Annotated in this window: 15 protein-coding genes; 6 read left to right on the forward strand and 9 right to left on the reverse strand. The window is 48.3% G+C overall.

The features are described 5' to 3' along the window. Nucleotides 1-433: 433 nt before the first annotated feature. Together nrdA and nrdB are read left to right on the forward strand one after the other, a co-directional pair. Nucleotides 434-2,728, forward strand: a complete 2,295-nt coding sequence (gene nrdA / locus DFR27_RS08445; protein ID WP_121877028.1) for a class 1a ribonucleoside-diphosphate reductase subunit alpha — start codon at nucleotides 434-436, stop codon at nucleotides 2,726-2,728. Nucleotides 2,729-2,764: 36 nt separating this feature from the next. Then, entirely contained in the window at nucleotides 2,765-3,895 is a 1,131-nt protein-coding gene (nrdB, locus tag DFR27_RS08450; RefSeq protein ID WP_121877029.1) for a class Ia ribonucleoside-diphosphate reductase subunit beta, read from the forward strand. A gap of 67 nt (nucleotides 3,896-3,962) precedes the next feature. Here nrdB and DFR27_RS08455 read toward each other — a convergent pair whose 3' ends face one another. The 5 genes from DFR27_RS08455 to DFR27_RS08475 are packed head-to-tail and all read right to left on the reverse strand — an operon-like array spanning nucleotide 3,963 to nucleotide 8,397. Further along, nucleotides 3,963-4,754 (reverse strand): MetQ/NlpA family ABC transporter substrate-binding protein, encoded by a 792-nt coding sequence (locus tag DFR27_RS08455; RefSeq protein ID WP_121877030.1) that lies wholly within the window; start codon nucleotides 4,752-4,754, stop codon nucleotides 3,963-3,965. Between the two features lie 8 nt (nucleotides 4,755-4,762). Beyond that, nucleotides 4,763-5,416: a methionine ABC transporter permease gene (locus tag DFR27_RS08460; protein WP_121877031.1), complete on the reverse strand. Its 654-nt coding sequence runs from the start codon at nucleotides 5,414-5,416 to the stop codon at nucleotides 4,763-4,765. After that, complete coding sequence (locus DFR27_RS08465; protein WP_121877032.1) at nucleotides 5,406-6,443, reverse strand: methionine ABC transporter ATP-binding protein; 1,038 nt, start codon at nucleotides 6,441-6,443, stop codon at nucleotides 5,406-5,408. Before DFR27_RS08465 ends, DFR27_RS08460 begins: the two co-directional genes overlap by 11 nt. Before the next feature lie 57 nt (nucleotides 6,444-6,500). Further along, complete coding sequence (locus tag DFR27_RS08470) at nucleotides 6,501-7,703, reverse strand: BaiN/RdsA family NAD(P)/FAD-dependent oxidoreductase (protein ID WP_211327609.1); 1,203 nt, start codon at nucleotides 7,701-7,703, stop codon at nucleotides 6,501-6,503. A gap of 40 nt (nucleotides 7,704-7,743) precedes the next feature. Then, a complete protein-coding gene (locus DFR27_RS08475) occupies nucleotides 7,744-8,397 on the reverse strand; it encodes a Crp/Fnr family transcriptional regulator (RefSeq protein ID WP_121877034.1) in 654 nt (217 codons plus the stop codon). 80 nt (nucleotides 8,398-8,477) lie between these two features. On the opposite strand from DFR27_RS08475, the gene DFR27_RS08480 reads away from it, so the two are divergent. Further along, on the forward strand, nucleotides 8,478-9,821 hold the full coding sequence (locus DFR27_RS08480) for an adenylate/guanylate cyclase domain-containing protein (RefSeq protein WP_170150821.1): 1,344 nt from the start codon (nucleotides 8,478-8,480) through the stop codon (nucleotides 9,819-9,821). A gap of 323 nt (nucleotides 9,822-10,144) precedes the next feature. Here DFR27_RS08480 and DFR27_RS12690 read toward each other — a convergent pair whose 3' ends face one another. The 4 genes from DFR27_RS12690 to DFR27_RS08515 all read right to left on the reverse strand — a co-directional run bounded on the left by DFR27_RS12690 (nucleotide 10,145) and on the right by DFR27_RS08515 (nucleotide 15,749). Continuing rightward, nucleotides 10,145-11,233, reverse strand: coding sequence for a formylglycine-generating enzyme family protein (locus tag DFR27_RS12690; RefSeq protein ID WP_121877036.1), 1,089 nt, complete (start codon nucleotides 11,231-11,233; stop codon nucleotides 10,145-10,147). Nucleotides 11,234-12,142: 909 nt separating this feature from the next. After that, nucleotides 12,143-12,502: an RHS repeat-associated core domain-containing protein gene (locus DFR27_RS08500; protein ID WP_121877039.1), complete on the reverse strand. Its 360-nt coding sequence runs from the start codon at nucleotides 12,500-12,502 to the stop codon at nucleotides 12,143-12,145. A 532-nt stretch (nucleotides 12,503-13,034) separates the two neighbouring features. Continuing rightward, nucleotides 13,035-15,341, reverse strand: coding sequence for an RHS repeat-associated core domain-containing protein (locus DFR27_RS12730; protein WP_121877041.1), 2,307 nt, complete (start codon nucleotides 15,339-15,341; stop codon nucleotides 13,035-13,037). A gap of 9 nt (nucleotides 15,342-15,350) precedes the next feature. Beyond that, nucleotides 15,351-15,749 (reverse strand): hypothetical protein, encoded by a 399-nt coding sequence (locus tag DFR27_RS08515; RefSeq protein ID WP_121877042.1) that lies wholly within the window; start codon nucleotides 15,747-15,749, stop codon nucleotides 15,351-15,353. Nucleotides 15,750-15,907: 158 nt separating this feature from the next. On the opposite strand from DFR27_RS08515, the gene DFR27_RS08520 reads away from it, so the two are divergent. The 3 genes from DFR27_RS08520 (at nucleotide 15,908) to DFR27_RS08530 (ending at nucleotide 17,726) form a co-directional block, all read left to right on the forward strand. After that, nucleotides 15,908-16,915 carry a tryptophan--tRNA ligase gene (locus DFR27_RS08520; protein ID WP_121877043.1) on the forward strand — a complete coding sequence of 336 codons (1,008 nt, stop codon included), beginning with the start codon at nucleotides 15,908-15,910 and terminating at the stop codon, nucleotides 16,913-16,915. Between the two features lie 169 nt (nucleotides 16,916-17,084). Beyond that, entirely contained in the window at nucleotides 17,085-17,498 is a 414-nt protein-coding gene (locus DFR27_RS08525) for a DUF4870 domain-containing protein (protein ID WP_121877044.1), read from the forward strand. Nucleotides 17,499-17,513: 15 nt separating this feature from the next. Continuing rightward, nucleotides 17,514-17,726: a hypothetical protein gene (locus DFR27_RS08530; RefSeq protein WP_121877045.1), complete on the forward strand. Its 213-nt coding sequence runs from the start codon at nucleotides 17,514-17,516 to the stop codon at nucleotides 17,724-17,726. Nucleotide 17,727: the final 1 nt, after the last annotated feature.

The following is a 17,727-nucleotide window of genomic DNA, read 5'->3' on the forward strand; positions in this document are numbered from 1 at the left end:
AGCACATCGAAACATAAAGTTAGTTTGCACTAACTTCGCCCTCAAACAGCAAACCTTAAAGAGTGTGATTTTGATCACATTGCGCTAGCAGCTCAGTTGGAAAAATCAAGCAAAAAAATACACTTTATTTTCAGCATTTTGATTGACCTTAAGCATCCGCAGTAGCACTATATCTAGTAATGAATTCTCAGAGATACACCACATGTGGTGGTTGCGAATCATACAGACACTACTGTCGTTTCACCCAGAATCGCTGGAAAACATTGACTTACAGGCCGTTTTAGCACCGCCCGGATCAATGCAAATTTCACCAGTTTCACGGAAGAAGCAACAGGACAACTCAGCGCTAATTTATAACAACTAAAAATGACTGAGTACCCAAGAATTTGCAGTTATTTGCAGTAGACAATTGAACAGACAAGGAGACAACGAAGTGAACCAGGCGACGTTGCTAATTACCAAACGAAGCGGCCGTACCGAGCCCATCGATTTAGAAAAAATCCACCGAGTCCTTAACTGGGCTGCCAATGGGCTCAACGGTATTTCGGTCTCGCAGGTTGAGTTAAATGCTCAGCTGCAGTTCTACAATGGCATCACTACCAGTGAGATCCACGAGACGCTTATTAAATCTGCGGCAGATCTCATCTCGGCCGAAATTCCTGATTATCAGTATTTCGCGGCACGTTTGAATATCTTCCACCTGCGTAAGAAGGCCTACAATCAGTTTGAGCCTCCGCACCTGCGCTGCCAGGTAAAGCGATTGGTTGATATGAACCGCTACGACAAGCACTTGCTTGAAGATTACAGCTATGATGATTACGAGCAAATGAATAGCTGGATTGATCATAGTCGCGACCTTAATTTTGCCTATGCTGCGGTGAAACAGCTCGAAGGCAAGTACCTGGTTCAAGATCGCGTCAGTGGTGAATACTTCGAAAGCCCACAGTTCCTCTATATGTTGGTAGGTGCAGCACTCTTTGCTAAATACCCTGAAGATACACGTTTAGACTTCGTCCGCCGATTCTATGATGCGGCGTCGCTGTTCAAACTGTCACTTCCAACGCCTATTATGTCAGGCGTTCGTACTCCAACTCGTCAATTCAGTAGCTGTGTATTGATTGAGACAGACGATTCGCTAGATTCAATCAATGCTTCAGCCACGGCAATTGTTCGCTACGTCAGCCAACGAGCTGGCATCGGCATCAATGCCGGTCGCATTCGTGCAATTGGCAGTAAGATCCGTAGTGGTGAAGCCTTCCACACTGGCTGCGTCCCGTTCTACAAGTACTTCCAAGCGGCAGTTAAGTCCTGCTCTCAGGGCGGTGTTCGTGGTGGTGCGGCAACATTATTCTACCCGCTCTGGCATCTAGAAGTTGAAGATCTGCTGGTATTGAAGAATAACCGCGGTGTTGAAGAAAACCGTGTTCGACACCTAGATTACGGTGTGCAGCTGAACAAAACCATGTATCAGCGCCTTATTAAGAACGGCAACATCACACTCTTCAGCCCTGATGAAGTACCTGATTTATATGATGCCTTCTTTAGTGATCAAGATGAGTTTGAGCGCCTCTACACCACGTACGAACAGGCACAAAACATCCGCAAGAAAACAGTTAAAGCGGTTGACCTCTTTGCTACGCTAATGCAAGAACGTGCGTCAACAGGCCGGATTTATATCCAGAATATTGACCACTGCAACACTCACAGCCCGTTCAATGCTTACAAGGCGCCTATTCGCCAGTCTAACCTGTGCCTAGAAATTGCTCTGCCAACTAAGCCACTTAATGATATTAATGATCCCGAAGGTGAGATTGCGCTATGTACCCTAGCCGCCTTCAACTTGGGCGAAATTGATGACCTTCACGAACTCGACGAGCTTGCTGAGTTAATTGTTCGTGCACTCGATAGCTTACTTGATTACCAAAACTACCCGGTTAAAGCAGCGGAAAACTCAAGCCTTCGCCGTCGTACACTTGGTATTGGTGTCATCAACTATGCCTACTACTTAGCCAAGAACAATGCGCGTTATTCGGACGGTTCAGGCCTTGGCCTTACCCACCGAACCTTTGAGGCCATCCAGTACTACTTGCTGAAGGCGTCAAACACATTAGCTAAAGAATTTGGTGCCTGTGAAGCCTTTGGCGACACTACCTACTCGGAAGGCATCATGCCAATTGACTCTCACAAAGCTGAAGTCGATAAGTACTGTGGTGAGCCACTATTCCTAGATTGGGACTCATTACGCAGCGAGATTGTCGAGCATGGACTGCGTAACTCAACCTTGAGCGCGTTAATGCCAAGTGAGACTTCATCGCAGATTTCCAACGCCACCAACGGCATTGAGCCACCGCGTGGCTTGGTTAGTGTGAAATCATCGAAGGACGGTGTGCTAAAGCAGGTCCTACCTGAACTGCATCGCCTCAAGGACCAGTACGAGTTACTTTGGCAGATCCCGAATAACACCGGTTATCTTCAACTCGTGGGTGTCATGCAGAAATTTGTCGACCAGGCAATTTCAGCGAACACTAACTACGACCCAAGTAAGTACAAAGATAGTAAAGTGCCCATGCAGCAGTTATTCGGGGACCTACTACTCGCCTATAAGAACGGCCTCAAGACCCTGTATTACCACAACACCCGTGATGGTGCTGAAGAGAAATACCAGGACACAGCGGAAGTTCACATCGCTGAAGAAGAAGGCTGTGAAGGAGGTGCTTGTAAGATCTAAGGATCTTAGCAAGCCCTTCATACAAGGAGAATATCAATGAACTACACCAGTTTTAACAAGAAGAAATTTGATGCGTTTTCGCAGCCGATGTTTCTCGGCGAGAACGTGAACGTCGCGCGCTACGACCAGCAGCGCTACCCAATGTTTGAACGCCTGATCGAAAAACAATTATCGTTTTTCTGGCGCCCTGAGGAAGTAGACCTTTCGAAGGACAGTAAAGATTTTGGCAAACTGCCCGACCATGAGCGTCACATTTTCTTGAGTAACCTCAAGTATCAAACGCTACTGGATAGTATTCAGGGACGCTCACCTAACGTGGTACTTCTCCCGTTGGTGTCTTTACCTGAGCTGGAAACCTGGATTGAAACCTGGGCGTTCAGTGAAACAATTCACTCGCGTTCTTATACGCATATTATCCGTAACATCATGCCTGACCCTTCGATTATCTTTGAAGATATCGTTGATAACGAAGCCATCATTACGCGGGCAAACAGTGTGACCGAGCACTACGATGATTTGCTCGAATACTCGCAGCTCTACCTTCATCACGGTGAAGGGACGCACACGCTTAACGGTGAAGAAGTGACCATTTCTAAGCGTGAGCTAAAGAAGAAGATCTTCTTAACTATTGTTGCGGTTAACGTACTCGAAGCTATTCGCTTCTATTGTTCATTCGCCTGTAGCTTCGCGTTTGCCGAACGTGCCATCATGGAAGGTAACGCTAAGATCATTCGACTGATTGCTCGCGATGAAGCGCTTCACCTGAGTGGCACGCAGTTTATGATCAACCAAATGGCTAACGGTGCCGATGATCCGGAATTTGCTGAAATTGCGCTAGAGACACGTAATGAGGTACTGACTATTTTCCGTGAAGCGGCGGAGCAAGAAATGGAGTGGGCTGAATACCTATTCAAAGACGGCTCAATGATCGGCTTGAACAAGGACATCCTGATACAGTATATCGAGTTCATCACTGACAGCCGCTTACGCGATGTTGGCTACCCTGAACTATATGGCCGCTCAAGTAATCCACTACCGTGGATGGACTCATGGCTACGAAGTGATTCCGTTCAAGTAGCGCCACAGGAAACTGAGATTACCTCCTACCTCGTTGGCGCCATCGATAGTAAAGTCGACATCGACTCCTTTGCGGATATGGAGCTTTAAGCTCATACCCGCAACTAGTCCTTTCAACTCAAGGTTAGCACCTAGAGTTGGAAGGACTAAACAAGCCTTACCAGCCTGCTACCGCAGCACCCTTGAATAACTCTTCAGCCTTCTGAATCACTTCTGACGTTTGATAGCTTTGCACTAACTGGGCAATGCGTGGATCATCGGCGTTATCGATACGAGACACGATTAAATTTACGTATGGGCTCTCTTTGCTTTCCACCACTAATGCGTCGCGGGTTGGAATTAGACCAGCCGGGACTGAGTAGGTACTGTTGATAAATGCTACCGCGACATCATCTAAACTCCGTGGAAGTTGTGCGGCATCAAGCTCGATAAACTGTAAACCCAGTGGGTTAGCGATCACGTTTGAGGGCGTAGCCTCCAAATTCGTTGCGTCATCTAACCCAATATAGCCCTGCTGGTCTAGCAACAACAGTGCTCGCGCTTCATTCGTTGGATCATTAGGGATAGCGACTTTATCACCCGCCTTAAGATCCTCAAGCTTCGTGAGGGTCTTAGAATAACCGCCAATTGGGTAAACAAATGTGGATGCGACCTTTTGCAAAGCAAAGTTTCGATCGCTAATCATGCTGTTTAAATACGGCTCATGCTGAAAAGCATTTAAATCAAGCGAACCATCTGCCAGAGCGACATTCGGTGAGATATAGTCGGAGAACTCAATGAGCTCCACCTCTAGCCCAAAATCCGCCAGCGCTTTGTCAGCCGCCACCTTCATAAGATCCGCCTCAGGACCAGCCATCACACCAACTCGAAGACGATCCGAATCGTTATTTCCACAGGCCACCAAATTCAGTAGCAAAAGTGGCAATGCCAATATTTTTAAAAGCTTCATAAAACGTCCTATTTTTTATCGACACGGCGAACCAAATAGTCGCCAAAACTTTGAATAAGCTGAACCATAATAACTAACACAACCACCGTAGCGAGCATCAATGGCCCATCGAAGCGCTGATAGCCATAACGAATCCCCAAGTCGCCGAGACCACCGCCACCAATTGCACCCGCCATGGCCGAGTAGCCAACCAGTGTTACCAAGGTCAATGTCATGCCGTGGATCAACCCTGGCATTGCCTCAGGTAGTAATACCTTGGTGACAATTTGCAGCGGACTCGCACCCATAGATTGAGCAGCCTCAATAACACCACTCGGCACTTCGGCAATCGCCCCTTCGACGATACGCGCAACAAATGGAATGGCACCTAAAGTGAGGGGGACAATAGCCGCCGAGGTGCCAATAGAGGTACCTATAATCAATCGTGTTAACGGAATAATCGCGACTAAGAGGATAATAAACGGTACCGAGCGCGCCGCGTTGACGATGGCTCCCACCGTACTGTTGATGAATCGGTTCTCCAACAGTTTGTGTTCGCGTGTTAGGTAGAGAATCACGCCTAATGGGATTCCCACTAACCCACTTAGCAGCCCGGAAACACCCACCATATAGAGCGTATCAATTACGGCAGGCCCAAGCAGATGAAAGTTCTCATACCACATAACCTAGCACCTCCACGGTTATATTTGCTTCATGCTTAAGCTGGCGAATAGCTTTGCTCACGTTCTCGTCACTACCGCTTAATTGTGCGGTGAGGAAGCCCATAGTTTGGCCATTCAATAGCTCCAATGAGCTCTGCATAATACTCAGATCAACTTCACAATCCCGGCTAAGCTGGCTGATCAGCGGTGTTGAGGCATTACCACCTAAAAATGAGATTCGAATGATAGGTTCATCGTTGCCCGAGGACGCTCGCTTCAGCTTAGCTTCAATTGCCTTCGGCAGTTTCTCATGGAGCGCACTCTTCACAAAGTCCCTCGCTAAGTCCGTCTTAGGGTGAACAAAGAATGACGGTACATCATTCTCTTCAACAATTTTGCCATCAGAGATAATTGCCACACGATCGCAAACTGTCTTAACCACTTCCATTTCATGAGTGATTAGCAAAATAGTGATCCCCAGCTCTCGATTAATATCGCGTAGCAGCGCTAAGATAGATTGCGTAGTGTGTGGATCAAGGGCACTTGTTGCTTCATCGCACAGCAGTACTTTGGGCTTTGCCGCTAGCGCTCGAGCAATCGCCACCCGCTGCTTCTGCCCGCCCGAAAGCTGACTGGGGTATTGACTCGACTTCGCCGACAGACCAGTTAGCGTTAGCAACGGTTCAACTGCCGCGTTAATTTCCTCGGCCGAAGCCCCCTGAAGCTCTAAGGGAAAAGCAATGTTGTCGTACACGGTACGGGAGCTTAGGAGATTAAAGTGTTGGAAAATCATCCCGATTTCGCGGCGCGCCAAACGCAGACCCTTTTCGCCCAATGCCGTTAGATCGGTACCATCTACCACTACGGATCCAGTCGTGACACACTCAAGGCCATTAACGCAGCGAATAAGCGTACTTTTACCGGCTCCCGATGAACCAATAACGCCCATTATACAACCTGCCGGTACCGTCAGGTTGACGTCGTCGAGTGCGGAAATCTGTTGTTGACCTACCGAGAAGGTCTTGCTGACATTGACTAGCTCTATCATGCGGGATTAAAACCAAGTTTGGAAAGTGTCGAAGCCTATATTCTTTGCGGTCTAGGGTCAATCCGAAGAGCCCGCAAGCTGGGTGTGAATTGCTGTAGCACAGGCCACCGCAGACGCCCAAGCCCACTGGAAGTTGAAGCCACCGAGGTGCCCGGTAACGTCCAACACTTCGCCTACAAAGTAGAGTCCAGGTTGATGCTTACTCTCGAGTGATTTGGAACTAACTTCATCCACATTCACACCACCTAAGGTAACTTCCGCGGTCCGATAGCCCTCGGTACCGGATGGACGCAAGGGCCATTCGTTAAGTGACTTAGCTAACTGGTTGATGTCTTCATTAGAGAGCGTTGCCAAGGTTCGAGATAAATCAAAGATTCCGTCGAAAGCTTCCGTGATCGCCTTAGTCCAATGATTCACTAGTAGCGTCTTCAGCTGTTTCTTAGGTGCTTCAGTGCGTAATGACGTTAACCATTGCGCGGCATCAATATCCGGTAACAAATTCAGTGTTAACACGTCACCTGCTTCCCAGTATGAGGAAATTTGAAGAATGGCTGGGCCACTCAGACCGCGGTGAGTAAATAGCACACCGCCACGAAAGCTAGTGTCACCAACACTCGCCACCGCGTCTATAGAACTCCCGGATAAACTGGCAAACAGGGCTTTGTGCTGATCACTAAAGGTAAACGGAACAAGGCCTGCGCGTGTTGGTTGGAGTGTATGACCAAATTTTTCGGCAATCTCGTAGCCAAACCCCGTTGCGCCCAGAGTTGGAATCGACAACCCGCCGGTTGCCACCACCAGCTTGTTCGCTGAGATCTTCCCGAGTGTTGAATTAACTTGATAGCCATTTTCGCTGGCCAAAATTTGACTGATTGAGCAGTTCATATGCAGCTGAGCGCCAGCACTCGCTAACTCATCAAGTAACATTTCCAAAATGGCTTTTGCTTTGCCATCGCAAAAGAGCTGCCCTAGCTCCTTCTCGTGGTAGCCAATACCATGTTTATCTACCAATTGAATGAAATCCCACTGGGTGTAGCGGGAGAGCGCACTCTTACAGAAATGGGGGTTTTGCGAAAGGAAGCGGTCTGGCTCTACGTAGTAGTTGGTAAAGTTACAGCGCCCACCACCCGACATGAGGATCTTCTTGCCGGGCTTGTTGGCGTGATCCACCAGTAGCACTTTATGACCGAAGTTCGCAGCGGTGATGGCGGTCATTAAGCCCGCCGCCCCTGCGCCGATTACCAACACATCGCAGTGCATTATGTTTACGTCCTAGTAGACACCTGAGGTGTCAGAAAGATTAAAAGCGCTCGGGTAGCTTCTTCAAGAGAGTAACATGACGATTCTCAACCGAAATGTACTCGCCCATGACAAGCTCCTTAAGAATACGAGCAATCATCTCACGTGACGAACCCACGCGGTCAGCAATATCCTGCTGTGTTAGACGGTCGGCGATATATCTTAGTCCATCGGTATCGGCCGGCCCCGCCATACCCTCTAGAACATGACGAACGCGCGAGTAGACATCTTGGAGCGCAAGCCCGCGGATCTTGTCAGTCATACGTCGAATGTGCTGCGTGAGCGAGGAGATCAAACGCTGAGCCATCTTCGGCTCATTTTCCAACCAGCGGGTGAAATCATCTTTGCTTAGGAACAGCAGGTCCGTATTTTCCATTGCCATTACGGTAGCAGAACGCGGCTCACCATCTAGCAAGCTCAGTTCGCCCACGGCATCACCCGCCTGCTGGATATTAAGGATAAACTCCTTATGATCTTGCGCGACGTAGACCTTAAGACGCCCTTTTTGGATGAGATATAAGCCCGTGGCCTCATCGCCTTCGCTAAAGAGATTTTCGCCAGCGAGTAATCGCTGTCGTTTTAGCAAGCCGCGCAATTGTTCAAGCGCTTCGGCTGGCAGGCCGCTGAATAGTTCAACTTGTGAGAGCGTTGTCATGTTTAAACCAACTTTGTTTTAGGATTTACGATAAGCCTACGTTACAATAAACGGTAATAATCACAAAAGCTATGGTACTGATGTCTTCTTTTGACGTGTTACCGAGTGCGCTTGCAGCCGCTCATTACTACTTTTGTGCCGCCAACGAGCAAGAGTTAGCAGAACAACTCAACGAGCTCTGGCGCACTCAACAACTCGAGGCTCTGCATCGTGCCATAGAAAGTGCGCTAAATTCCAATGATAGCACGCCGAAAGACGTACACTATATCGCGGCGCTGCAGGAACTCAAGAACCTCCAAGTTCACCTCCATAGTTTACGCTTTGAGAAACTGAAAGCTACCGATAACAAGGGGCATATCCTGGTAGTGAGCCCAGACGAACCAATCCGAAAACAGGTTTGTCGGCCGTTAGAGCGCATTGGCCATCACCTTAAGATAGCCAGCTCGGAGCGCTCCACTTACGATGCGCTGGCCCGTCAGCATTCCGAACTAATCCTGATTGACCTAGCCGTGGATAATTTCCGAGGACTTCAGTTATTACGCAAACTCAAGGCTGACCCTCAGTACAGTAATCTGCCCATTATTCTCTTCGCCAAATCGCCCAATACGGATATTGCCGCCGAAGCCATCTCAAGTGGCGCTTACGATTTTCTGTCCAAACCGTTTCAAGGCGCAATGTTCAACGCCCGCATTGCAGCGGCTCTGAATAATAGCCAACAGCGCGAACTGGAGGATTTCGAAAATCGCCAAGCGGAGCGAAAGCACCAACTCATGCATCAATTAGCGGGGCGTTTCCTCAACCACGCGGTAGTAGATACGCTCTTAAGCCAGCCGCAGGGGACGGACCTAGGTGGTGAGCTAAGAGAGGTCACGCTACTCATGTGCGATATGCGAGGGTTTACCACCATAGCGGACTCACTTGAGCCCCAACAGGTGGTGACACTACTCAATCACTATCTTGGTGCCATGACCGAGGTAGTGCACGAACACGGCGGTATCGTGAACGAATTTGAAGGCGATTCCCTACTCGCCTTATTCAACGCACCTTTGCAGCTACACGAACATACCGTCTCAGCGCTGCGCTGCGCCGTCGCCATGCAGCAGGCTATTCAGGAAGTAAACGAAAAAAACGCGCGTGACCAGTTGCCGAACATCGGCATTGGTGTTGGCGTGGTTCGTGGCGAAGTGGTAGTGGGTAATATGGGTAGCGAGCGACGAACCAAGTACGGCGTTGTTGGCAGTCCCGTTAACTTAGCTGCCCGCCTTCAGTCTGCGGCCGCCGCTGGAGAAATTGTGGCTCTCGCCTCACAGCTTGGCGAAGGTGCCGGCGGCGCGAGAATCCTCCGAACTCAAAAGGTGCTTCCGAAAGGATTTTTGAATGAAGTGGAAGTGGCAGTGTTGGTGGCGCCGGATGTTGAGGTCTAATTGGAACCTCATCTAATGAGTCGACTATTGTAGCTGATTGAACGTGAGCCCAGCGCTGTTAGCCGTTGAGCCGAGTCATAGCTGGGGGGTTGACCATTGATTGATGTGAGATCGCCGTTGTCACCATACGCAAAACTCTCCAAGGTGCTGTAACCGCTATTCTTTACGGAATTTAGTTTGAGATTATTGGTGAAACCGAAACGTCGCGTTCGAGAGGCGGTGTAATTATCGGTAATGGTAAAAAGGTAGCCTATAACTAAGTTAATTTGCCACTACCCTTGCCCGTACCTGCGTACCCATGTCGCTCTTTCTTTTGTGTTTTATTATTCGTGGCCATCTCTAACAAGTCGAAAACCATCATCAACTTGGCGCTCATCTATGGGCATCCCCCATCGACCACGCACCTCTAGGCCAATTGAGTTATGCCACCCGCCTCCGCGCTTTACTCGCTTGGAGCAATCGCCGACACTGATCGGAGCCCCGGTATTATCAGCTTGATCGTAAGGGTAGTACCAGCAATCAAGCGTATACTCGGAGACGTTGCCTAGAACGTCATGCAACCCCCAACGGTTAGGATCATACGAGCCAACTTGTAAAGGCTTCCCTGGAGTAGAACCATCGCAGCTGAAATTGAAAATTAGTGAATTAGCTGCACCGCAATCTTGATGATCGCCCCAGTAGTATTTAGAAGTAGTACCTGCTCGAGCAAAATACTCCCATTCAGTCTCTGTAGGTAATCTCCAAGGCTCGCCTGTAGTTTGGGCTAGCCAAATCGCGTAGTCCATTGCGTCAATCCATCTCAACCCGAAGGCGGGCAGCCGGTTTTCGATTATAAAATTAGCGTCCAAAATTTCTGGTGACTGATCGAACCGAACTAAATTACAAGCTCCTGCTTCGATGCATTGCCGGTATTGTCCAATTGTGACTTCATATTTAGCGACATAAAGGCTCTCAATGAAAACATGCTTGCATGGAGAGTTATATCCTTGGACTTTACAGTCGCCCATCAGAAATGAGCCAGGTGGAATCAGAACCACCTCCGGAATCATCAAATCGATCGGTATGTTTGAAACATTGGGGTGCACAACACTAGTCTCATCCACGCCAGGCCCGAAGCTGTACAACTCTACTCGCCCAGCTACGATTAGAATCGAATACACGGCGACAAGCCAAAGTGTAGCTCCTTGAAGAATCGCTAAAGTTCTTATTCTAACGGGAGCGTTTTGTCCAACAAATCTAAAAAAATAGATTCGCGGCAGAGAATACTGACCAAACCACTTTGGACTAAGGGCGACGATAATCCACGATCTATCACCATAAGCGGCGCGATACTCGTTTGGTAAATATCTCTTTAGCCCTCTAAAAAGTAGAAACTGAATAGTAAATGCTACGCATACAATCACAAAGAGCATACTACTCTCCACAGCCACACGCGCGGCCTAGGCCTTCAGCTACGTATGCGGGGACATCCTTAAAAGATAGCACGCGTGACTTTCCTGAATGTGAGTATGCGGCAAGATCCGCACCGACGGTAAACGAGTTAGAAGGCTCGATCAAGGCGCCTCCGATATGACCTGTACCTGTTACAATTCCACCTAGTGGGCTAGCGAATGTCCCCCCTACAAAGGAAGCATTTCCCTCAAGAGCATACGGGTATGGTAGCGAGTGAGAATCACTCATGCTGACCGGCGTTAAATTGGTGCCAAATGGAAGCCACCTAACGACAAAACTGATTAAAACACTTAATGCACAGAGGTGTAACAGTAATAAGAGTTTACGATGTGAGGGTTTATCATAACTAAGCCTTAGCGGCGCCCAATAAAGGTCGAGTCCGAAAATAAACGTAAAAGCCGGATAGCTACAGGCTAGCCAAACAGCAAAGCCTTCGTAGCTGAACGTTCCATTTATACTGGAACAGCCGGCATACACCAACGATGCTGTTCCCCAGAAGGCACTTTTCAGTAGAATACGTTGTTTTCTAATCATAGCAATTAGTCTCCGCAGCCCGCTTCACACGCTGCACCACCACCTATACCAGATAGAGCATTCGCCGAATTCTGACGCGATAACGATAATCCTCTAGCTTTTGCGGCTTTTGACCCGAGTGGACCTAGTAAAACGGAAGCAAATGCCGATTTACTCTGGTTAGTATTACCTAATAGATAGTGTCCGCTAGCGCTAAATGCTCCTGTTCCGAGAGCAACTGGCGCCAACTCCGGCGCAAGTGGAGGAATCAACATCCTCCAGGTAGCTACGGTGTTAACTTGATCAGAAACCATCACCGCTCCAGTCAGTCCGTAATACGCGACGTTATACGAAGTTTACCTGACATCTTGTGCTATTTGCGCTCGAACCTGGCGCCCCATTTCGCCGCTTGATACGTGATAATTAGCCTGAGAAGCGTCATCATAGCCAAACATTTCCGCTATATAATCCACGTACGCTTTGCATTTTTCACTGAATTCAGCCAACCCCAACGGATCCACCCCCATCAACGGGTTCGCACCCACATAACCGTAAGTATTCAACCCACCATTCAACCCAATCGGGTCACTCTGGATATACCGTCCTAAACTTGGGTCATAATCTCGGTGATAGTTGTAGTACAAACCGTTTCCTAAAATGTCGTATTGGCCAGGGAATCTTGCTTTAAGGTCGTGAGACGCAACCTGAACCTCGATATTGCTTCAAAACTTTCTGGGCAGGCACAGTTTAATTCAATTAAAAGATTCAAAAATCAAAAATCAAAAGTGCCTATCCGGTCAACTGATCAGTCCCCGACGCTCTCTAATTGAAACCACTGTCGTGATACTCGGCTAATCTTTAAGTATATGTAAACAATTATACCCGTGGGGATGCTCGCGAATAACGGGTACAATAGTTGGTCATGATACTGTGGTTCAAGCCCTCGGAATGACGCCAGCGCAAGAGGAGAAAAGCAGTACAAAATGTATCCGACTAGCCATGCATACGCCGCCGATTTACGTCTTGCAACTATTAGTCCAGCGGCGAACAAAATCGGTAAAGACAACGCGACTACGTGAATCAATTCCATGGTGCTTTCCGCGTGACCATATTGATTTTCACACGCCATTACCTCACTTATTCCACAGTTCAGCACCCCACCAATAGCTAAGAATGGTCCTAGCGCTGACAACCCAACCAACAATTTAAATTGAACAGGCATCCTGTAAATATTTCCTAGAAGATGCATCATTGCCACCATCCTGATACTTCAAGACCAAACGATCCACCAACTGACGTAGAAAATACACCTTGCGACCCTGGAGACATATTCATGTTGAATCCGAACTCAGGATCTTTTCGATAAGTACCTGTACTGCCGTTGAAAAGCATACCGGCATAAGCCGAGCCACCATAACTATAGGGCCCCCCACTGACACCTGAGGACCAAAATGTACCTATACTTGAACCCGTAATATTAACTTCAGAGTCGCAATCATATGCCCTTGCGGTCGGTCCGTTATCCAGCAGGTCTAACCCACTACCACCACCTAGGCCTACACCGAGATATGACTGAACAAACCACGTTCCTGTTTGATTATTCTGGCCAATTTTAATTCCACCACCGGGTCCGATATACAAGTTAAATCCGTATGACCACAACCCCAACGGGTCCACCCCCATCAAAGGATTAGCACCCACATAACCGTAAGTATTCAACCCACCACTCAACCCAATCGGATCCGATTGAATATACCGCCCAAAACTCTGGTCATAATCTCGGTGATAGTTGTAGTACAAACCGTTTCCTAAAATGTCGTATTGGCCGAGGAATCTTGCTTTAAGGTCACGAGAGGCAACGTGAACCTCGATATCGTAGCCGTTATGAACACCACGCCACACCATCGAGCCCGATTCGGAGAACATGGCAATCGGTTGGCTGAGATGCCCCGTTACCACATTACTTAATACTCCATCGTACTGTGCAATCAGTTGTCCGTTCAAGTAAATATGATCAGTGAACTTCCCCGTTGAACCATTTCGGGTGGAGAGCAGGTTCGATCCTTGGAAGTAATAATGGTGTTTGGTACTGCCCACTCGGTGCGCGAGCAGAACACCGTTTTCGTTTCGATCGAGGTATTGATGGGTTGACCCCAGTGAGTAACGCGTTGAAAGACCACGTGAGCCTTGGTTGATGCTGTAAGTGCTGCCTGAAGTTGCTTCCCAACTATTCGGGTTACCGCGACTATTGTAGCTGATTGACCGCGAGCCCAGCGCTGTTAACCGTTGCGCCGAGTCATAGCTGGGGGATTGACCATTGATTGATGTGAGATCTCCGTTGTCACCATACGCAAAACTCTCCAAGGTGCTGTAACCGCTATTCTTTACGGAATTTAGTTCGAGATTATTGGTGAAACCGAAACGCCGCGTTCGAGAGGCGGTGTAATTATCAGTGATGGTACTGACTTGGCCCTTGTTATTACGCGCATAGGTTTGACTCAACTTACCAGGGATCAGCTGTGTTCTTAGCCCCATGCTGTGGTCGAATGTGGCGTTATAGCGATGACCACTGCGCAGATCATAACCCTGAACCAAGCCGTTGTTACCATATTCAACATCTTCCACCACCGTTTGACGGCTTGATCCGTTTACAAGCTCAATCTTGGTGGCAAAACGATACACCGGGTGCTCGTAACTGTACTCAATACGACGTCCACTTGGATAGGTGACCGTGTCGATCGTATTTTCACCAAAGTTATAGGCTATAGAAGTCGTGCCAGTTCGACCACCTGTTGTGACACTTTCTGTTTTAGTTCGACCAAATGAATCGTAGGTAAAGGACTTAGTAAATGCTTGACCATTACTTCTACCGGAAACCGAACTGAGTAGTCCCGTTGTGCCATGATAGGTGAAGTATGTATTGTAGCTTTCGGACGAATACTTGATCGTCGTTCGCCGACCTTCACTATCATAGTCATAATCCACCCAGGAACCATCCTGGTAAGTAGCGCGGTTAAGTAGCCCCTCATTCGTATAACTGTAGGAGGTTGTTCCCGTTGTTGTGCTGGACTCGCTTTTCAACTGACCATGGCCATTATATTGATAGCTTACTACGACCTCTCCCACCATAGCTTTAGATACATTACCAAAGGCGTCGTACTCAAAGGTACGCACCTCACCACTCGGAAGTATTTCCTGCCTAAGTTGTCCACGAGCATCGTATTGATACTGCCAAATTGACGTGCCAAGACGTTTTTCAGATACCCTCCCAGTGGCGCCATAGTCATACTCAATCGAGTAGGCAATATTCGTTGTGGACGTTGTATAGAAGTGCGCCTTCGAGACCTTACCTAGGCTGTTATATTCATAGGTCTTCTTCAAAAAGATATTTTCATAGCCACTAGCCGCGTAAGTTTGTTCCATGACGAGTTCCTGGGTCACTAGTCCAGCATCGTTTCTCGTCATATTACTAATGTAGTAGTGGTCATCCGTGTTATAGGCCTCGGCAGAGTGAGCAACGAAGACCGCAAGTATTAGGCTTTGTATTATTTTCATCTCAATTCCTTACAGCTCGTTGAAACACGGGAAGTTGCAGGTGGGTGGCGGCGGAGGCGGGGGTGGCAATGGCGCCGTATGACGCTCTTGGGTTGCCTGGCCATTTTCATTGTAGAAGTACTCAGTGCCAACTTTCGCAATTCCTTCGTCGGATTCAACGCCGGTCAATAGACCGTCCTGATCATAGGTGTAACTCGCCGCAAGCGTGTCTGAACCGGAGCTTTTCGAGTAGCTGGTTAGCTCGCCGCGCTCGTTGTAGCTAAAGTACTCTGTGTAAAGGCCGGGAAAGCGTTGTGAGATAATTCTTCCGTCTACGGTATAACTGGTGATTTCTCTCACGAGACGTCCACCTTGATAAAACTGAGTAGGTCGACCGGTGGTGGGGGAGTAGTTTATTTGACTACTCATTCCACCTCGATTCATGGTGGCACTGGTCACGAGCTCGTCGGATTTTTGATAGCTAAAAGTCGTAATTAGCGAGGCATCGCCCCAACTCGCTAGTCAGCCACGGCCATCACAGGTAGAATAACGCTCTAAATGACAATCAAGAGAAGCAGCTTAGTATCATGAGCAAACATACTGTATTAACGGGTATCACTACCACCGGCACGCCACACTTGGGAAATTATGTGGGCGCCATTCGCCCTGCTATTGAGGCCAGCAAGCAGGCCGATGTAGATTCCTTCTATTTCATGGCGGATTTCCACGCACTGATCAAGTGCCAGGACCCCGAAGCCATTGCCCTGTCCTCCAAAGAGATTGCCGCTACCTGGCTGGCATTAGGTTTAGATACCGATAACGCCACCTTCTATCGCCAATCGGATATCCCCGAAATTCCCGAGCTGACGTGGGTATTAAACTGCCTTACCGCCAAAGGTCTTATGAACCGTGCTCACGCCTATAAAGCCGCGGTCCAAAGCAACCTTGATGAAGGTCTTGATGCTGACGCCGCCGTGACCATGGGGCTGTTCTCCTACCCAGTACTGATGGCCGCGGACATCCTAATGTTCAATGCCCACAAAGTACCAGTTGGCAAAGATCAAATTCAGCATGTTGAAATGGCCCGTGATGTGGCCGCGCGCTTCAACCATCATTACGGTGAAACCTTCACTCTGCCAGAGGCGGTTGTAGGCGATAACGTAGCAGTGCTGCAGGGGCTAGATGGCCGTAAGATGTCAAAGAGCTACGGCAACACCATTCCGCTATTCCTAACGGAAAAGAAGCTCAAAAAGCACATCAATAAGATTAAAACCAACCTGTTAGAGCCTGGCGAGCCCAAAGACCCAGACACCTCTACGGTGTTCCAGATTTGGGAAGCTTTCGCCACGCCATCGCAAACCGCTGATATGCGTAAAGCCTTTGCTGACGGCATCGCTTGGGGCGAAGCCAAAAAACAGTTGTTCGAGCTAGTGAACGAAGAAATTTCAGGAGCAAGATCACGTTACGAAGAGATTTTGGCTGATCCTAGCTTTATTGAAGCTGAGCTTCTAAAGGGTGCCGAAAAGGCGCGAGCTCATGCTACCCCGCTGCTAGACAAGGTTCGCAAAGCGGTGGGTATTCGTAGCTATCGCTAACAACACCCGCCTTCAGCGTTAAAAACGGAAGCTTACTCAGTGCGGCACTAACCGCCAACGAGTAAGCTTTTTTTTCGCCTCGCTCTTTTAACCGCCACTGTTAAATCGAAAATATTTGACACAGATGTTAAGTTTAATTAACATTAAATAAAACAAAAGGAGAGATGTCATGGATAACACAAATGAGACAACTGCAGAAACAACGTTAGAAGCCACAGATAACGTCCCCGCTTCACCCACTGAGCAAGAACGCTCAATTGGAGCACTCGCTCACCTACTGACACTTACCGGCTTTATTATTCCGCTTGGCGGATTGATTGCGCCGCTAATTGTTTACTTAGTAAAAAAGGACGAGTCTAGCTTTGTTGCGGCACAGGCACTTGAGGCAATCAACTTTCAGATCACCTTGTTCATTGCAACGCTAGTGTGTATCGCCCTGATCTTTACGTTGATTGGTATTCCGTTTGCTGTATTAGGGCTACTTACTCTGGTCATCGCAGACGTTGTATTGGTCATTATTGCCGCCGTGAAAGTCAGTGATGGTAAAGCGTTTCAATACCCTTACTGTATCCGGATAGTTTAACTCTAGAGGTGCAACATGGATAAGTTTGAGAAAGTTGGTTACAGCGCGCTAGCGGTTCTAGCAATTATTTACCTGAGCGCGTTGCTGATTGGATTGATTGCCGCCTTCCCATTGGGTCTCATTGGATTCATCGGCCTAATCGGTGTTGGCGCGCTCTTTATCAAAGTGGTCAAAGAGCGATTGGCAAGTAAAGAAGACGACTATTACTCAAAGAATGTGGAGAAATAAC

It is taken from the genome of Umboniibacter marinipuniceus (assembly GCF_003688415.1).
Taxonomy (GTDB): domain Bacteria; phylum Pseudomonadota; class Gammaproteobacteria; order Pseudomonadales; family DSM-25080; genus Umboniibacter; species Umboniibacter marinipuniceus.